We start from the raw sequence: 5,809 nt of genomic DNA, 5'->3' as shown, positions 1-5,809 counted from the left end.
CGTCACCGCACGCTGCGGCACCCCCACCCCCTTCGGCTTCCCCGTGCTTCCCGACGTGAACATCACGTACGCCAGGTTGGCCCCGCCCACATGGGCGCTCGGCGTGGTCTCCGGCTGGAGGGCAATCTGCGTGTCCCACTCAGTGTCCACGCACACCACCAGTTCACCACCCGCGGCCACCTCATCCGCCAGCCGCTCCTGCGCCACCAGCAGCGCCACCCCCGCCTCCTGCTTCATCCACCCCAGCCGCTCCAGCGGGTAGCTCGCGTCCAGCGGCACGTATGCGCCTCCCGCCTTCAGCACCCCCAACACGCTCACCACCCACTCCAGCGAGCGCTCCACGCACACGCCCACTCGTACCTCGGGGCCCACGCCCATCCCCCTCAGGTGGTGTGCCAGTTGGTTGGCTCGCCGATTCAGCGCCTCATACGTCAGCGTCTGCCCCACCGCCTCCACCGCCACCGCGTCCGGTGTCTTCTCCACCTGCGCTTCGAACAGCTCCGCCAGCGACGCGTCCCTCGGGTACTCCTCACGCCGCCCGCTCCACTCCTCCACCAATCGCAGACGCTCGGTGGCTGACATCAATGGCAGCTCACCCAGGCGCGTCTCCGGATTCGCGACCGCGGCCTCCAGCAGCACCGACACCTGCTTCAGCATCCGCTCCGCCGTCTTCGCGTCGAACAGGTCGCTGTTGTAATTGATTGACGCGGTGGCACCTTCCGGCAGCTCGACGACGAACATCGACAGGTCGAACTTCGACGTCTGAATCCGCGCGTCCATCACCGTCAGCGACAAGCCCTGTCGCAGCTTCACTTCGGACACAGGCATGTTCTGAAGTGTCAGGGACACTTGAAACAACGGGCTGCGACTCAGGTCCCGCTCTGGCTGCAGTGCCTCCACCAGCTTCTCGAACGGGACGTCCTGGTGCGCGTAGGCGCCCAGGGTCACCTCACGCACCTGCGCCAACAGGTCCCGGAAGGAAAGATCGGGACGTACGCGAGCCCTCAGCACCAGGGTATTGGCGAAGTTGCCGATGAGCCCCTCCGTCTCCGCCTGCGTGCGACCCGCGATGGGGAAGCCCACGCTGATGTCGTCCTGCCCGGAGAGCCGCCACAACACCGTCTGATACGCCGCCAGCAACACCATGAACGGCGTGGCCCCTTCTCGCCGCGCGGTCGCCTCTACTTGCCGCCACAGCGCCTTCTGCCACATCTGCCGCTGGACCCCGCCTCGAAAGGTCTGCGCCGCGGGGCGGGGCCTGTCCGTGGGGAGGTCCAGGAATCGCGGCGCGCCCCCCAGCGCCTCGCGCCAGTAACGAACCTGCGCTTCCAACACCTCGTCCTTCAACCACTCGCGCTGCCACAGCGAGTAGTCCGCGTACTGCACGGGCAGCTCCGGCAAGGGTGACGGCAGCCCTTGCGAGAAAGCGTCGTAGAGCGCCGCCAACTCCCGAAGCAGCACGCTCGCGGACCAGCCGTCCGAGACAATGTGATGCAGCAGCAGCACGAGGACGTGCGCCTGCTCGGACTGCTTCAACAGCAGGGGGCGTAGCAGCGGCCCACGCGCGAGCTCGAATGAGCGGTCGACTTCCGCGCGCACCCGGTGCCGCACCTCGGACTCATCCTGGGCACCCAACTGGACCACGGAGAGGTGGACCGGCGATGGCGAAGCGATGCGCTGGACAGGTGCTCCGCCCTCCTCCGGGAAGGTTGTCCGCAGGACGTCATGACGGCGCACCAACTCCGACAGGGCTCGCTCCAGGACCGACACATCCAGGGGCCCCTCCACCCGCAGCACATACGGTACGTTGTATTCGGTGCCGCCCGGCTTCAGCCGATCCAGGAACCACAGTCGCTGCTGCGCGAATGACAGCGGCACCCGGTCCCCCCGAGGCCTCGGACGCAGCGCGGGCAGCGCCTGGCTCCGAGTCGCCTGCTCCACCTGCTGGGCAAAGGACCTCAAGGTGGGCGCCTCGAAGAGGGCCCGCAGCGGGACCTCTACGCCCAGGACCGCACGCACGCGCGACACCACCTGCGTGGCCAGGAGCGAATGTCCACCCGACGCGAAGAAGTCATCCTCCCGGCCCACCCGCTCCATCCGCAAGACGTGGGCCCAGACAGCGGCCAGCGTCTCCTCCATGGGGGAAGTCGGCGCCTCATAGGCGGGAGCCGAGCCCCGCGCCGACACGTCCGGTACGGGCAGCGCGCGCCAGTCCACCTTGCCGTTGGGCGTCAGGGGCAAGGCCTCCAGTACCACCAGCGCTGACGGCACCATGTGCCCAGGAAGCCGCTGCTGGAGGAAGGCCCTGAGGGCCGCGATGTCCGGAGCAGCCCGGGCCGTGCGAACGGCGTAGCCCACCAGCCGCTTGTCGCCAGGCACGTCTTCTCGCGCGACCACCACCGCGTCCTGGACGTCGGGATGCGCGCTGAGCACCGCCGCCACTTCTCCAGGCTCCACCCGGAACCCTCGCACCTTCACCTGGAAGTCCGTCCGCCCGATGAACTCCAGGCGCCCATCCCCCAACCACCGCACCTTGTCTCCCGTGCGGTACAGCCTCGCGCCAGCCGTCCCACTGTACGGGTCCGGCACGTACCGCTCCGCCGTCAACTCCGGGCGCCCCAGGTACCCTCGGGTCACCTGGGCGCCGCCCACGTACAACTCTCCCCCCACTCCCACCGGCACGGGACGCAGGCTCCCGTCCAACACGTACACCCGCGTGTTGCCCATCGGCCGTCCCAACGGCACCGTCGCGGGTGACTCCGCTCGACGCGGCAGCTCCACGCGCCCCGCCAGCACCCCCACCGTCGTCTCCGTCGGGCCGTAGTGGTTGTGCACCTCGCACCCGGGCGCCAACGCCGCCACCTGCTCCAGCAGGCTCCACGAGGCCGCCTCTCCTCCCACCACCAGCCGCTTCGTCGGCAGAACCTGCCCGGGCGCTGCGCCACTCATCAGCGCCGCGAGGTGCGAGGGCACCACCTTCAAGCACTCCACCGCATGCCGCTGGAAGTACGCCTCCGCTCCCGCCGCGCTGCTTGCCCGCTCCTGCGTCAGCACATGCAGCAGTCCCCCCGTCCACAGCGCCGCGTACAGCACCGTGTTTCCCAGGTCCGCCGCCACCGTCGACACCAGCGCGAAGCTGCGGCACTCCGCCAACCCCAGCCGCGCGTTCGCCGCTTCCACGTAGTTGGCGAGCTGCCCGTGCGACACCCCTACGCCCTTGGGCCGCCCCGTGCTTCCGGACGTGAACAGCACGTACGCCAGCTGCGCCGGGTGCACCTCTACCCGCGGCGCTGCCGTCGGCTGCGCCTCGATCCGCGCCGCGTCTCCATCCAGCTCCACCCGGCGCGCCGACAGCCCCTCGAAAGTCGCCGCATGCCGCGCCTGCGTCACCACCACCGGCGCGGCCACCTCTTCCACCAGCGCGCGCAGGCGGGACGCTGGTTGCGCGGGGTCCAGCGGCACGTACGCGCCTCCCGCCTTCAGAATCCCCAACATCGCCACCACCCACTCCACGCCCCGCTCCAGGCACAGCGCCACTGGCACCTCCGCGCCCACCCCCATCCCCCTCAACTGGTGCGCCACCTGGTTGGCCTGCGCCTCCAACTGGCGGTACGTCAGCTCCCGCTCCTCGCACCGCACCGCGGGCGACTCCGGCGTCCGCTCCGCGTGGTGCTCGACGCACCGGTGGACAGCCTCCCACCGCAAAGCCTGGTCCGCGTCGTTCCATTCCACCAGCACCTGATGACGCTCGGCATCGGTCAGCAGCGGTATCTCGGAGAGGCGCGATTCGGGCCGCGTGGTGACGGCCTTCAGCACCTGCTCCAGGTGGAACACCATCCGCGCCGCCGTGGCCTCCGTGAAGAGGTCGGTGCTGAACTGGAGCGCGCCCTCGAAGCCTTCCGGTGTCTCGCCGAGACTCAGTGACAGCTCGAAGCGCGCCGTCTCCCGGTCGAGCAACCCCATCGGCTTCACGGACAGCCCGGGCAGCGACAAGGGCCCCACCGGGGCGTTCTGCAACACGAACAGGACCTGGAAGAGCGCACTCCGCCCCAGGTTCCGTTCGGGCTGGAGGTGCTCCACCAGCTTCTCGAAGGGAAGGTCCTGGTGCTCATAGGCGCCGAGCGTCCGATCACGCACCTGCGCCAGCAGCTCGCGGAAGGTGGCCTCGGGCCGGACCTGTGCGCGGAGGACCAGGGTGTTGACGAAGAAGCCGATGAGCCCCTCCGTCTCCTGGTACCGGCGCCCCGCGATGGGCGAGCCCACCAACACGTCCTCCTGCCCGGAGTAGCGCGACAGCAGGAGCTGGAAGGCCGCCAGCAGCACCATGAAGGGCGTGGCCCCTTCCGCATGGGCGAGCGCCGTCACCGCGTCCGACAACGAACGCGACAGGTGAACCGGCATCAGGGCGCCTCTGTGCGAGAGCGTCGCGGGTCTCGGCTTGTCCGTGGGGAGGTCCAGAAACGGAGGCGCGTCGGACAACTGCTGCCGCCACCAGGCGAGCTGTGCGTCCAGCGGGGCACCGCTCAGCCACTGCCGCTGCCACACCGCATAGTCCGCGTACTGCACGGGCAGCGCCGGCAACTCGGGCGGGCGCCCCTCGTGGAAGGCGGAGTAGAGCGCCCCCATTTCGCGGACCAGCACGCCCAGGGACCAACCATCCGAGACGATGTGATGCAGCACCAACACCACGGCGTGCGTCTCCGGCGACAGCCGAGCCAGGACCGCGCGGACCAGGGGACCTCGCGCCAGGGAGAAGGGCCGCAAGGACTCGCGGATCGCTCGCCCGCGGAAGTCGGTGTCGCGCTCCGCTTCAGGGAGCGCGCTCAAGTCCTCAAACTCGAGCGCGAAGTCTCCGGCCGGCGCGATGACCTGAACGGGTTCGCCTTCGTGAGAGGAAAACGTCGTGCGCAGCGGCTCATGCCGCGCGACAAGAGCCGAGAACGCGCGTTGCAACGCGGCCACGTTCAGCGTGCCCTCGATGCGAAGCGCGATGGGGACGTTGTAGACGGCGCTGCCCGGATGAAGCTGGTCGATGAACCAGAGCCGTTGCTGGGCGAACGACACGGGCAATGCGCCCGTTCGAGCCACCGGCGTCATCGCTGGCGCGCTCAGGGGTACCGCGGCCCGCGCGGCCTCTTCGATTTGCCGCGCCAGTGCGTCGAGCGTGGGCGAGGCGAAGAGCGTCCGCAGCGGCAGCTCCACACCGAACTCCGAGCGAATGTGCGCGATGAGCTGAGTCGCCAGCAAGGAGTGACCGCCCAGTTCGAAGAAGTCAGCGTCGGCGCTGACCTGCTTCAAGCCCAGGACCGCACACCACAGGTGGCTGAGCTGCTGCTCGGTGGGCGTGCGCGGCTCGACGTGCTGTCGCTGCTCGGGGACGCCTGCTTCCGAGGCCAGGAGCGCCTTGCGGTCGACCTTGCCATTGGGCGTCAGCGGCAACGCCTCCAACACCACCACCGCTGACGGCACCATGTACTCCGGCAACCTCTGCCTCACCGCCTCCTTCAGCGCCGCGGCGTCCGCTCCAGGCGCCACCACGTACGCCTCCACCCGCTTCTCCTGCCCCTCCCCCCTCACCACCGCTGCCGCTTCCTTCACCTGCGCGTGCTGCTTCAGCGCCTCCTCCACCTCCCCCAACTCAATCCGGTAACCCCTCACCTTCACCTGCGCGTCCCGCCGCCCCAGGAACTCCAGCAGCCCACCCTCCTGCCACCGCACTTCGTCCCCCGTCCGGTACAGCCGCGCTCCGTCCCCAAACGGCGAGGGCACGAAGCGCTCCGCCGTCAGCTCCGGCCTCCCCACGTACCCC

1 protein-coding gene is annotated in these 5,809 nt (G+C 69.5%); it reads right to left on the bottom strand.

Features of this window, described 5'->3' with window-relative positions:
* On the bottom strand, positions 1-5,809 hold a 5,809-nt coding region (locus HV826_RS35890), incomplete at both ends, for a non-ribosomal peptide synthetase (protein WP_176421507.1).

This window comes from Myxococcus sp. AM010, from assembly GCF_013372585.1.
Taxonomy (GTDB): domain Bacteria; phylum Myxococcota; class Myxococcia; order Myxococcales; family Myxococcaceae; genus Myxococcus; species Myxococcus vastator.
This window is presented reverse-complemented; position numbering and strand designations above follow the sequence as displayed.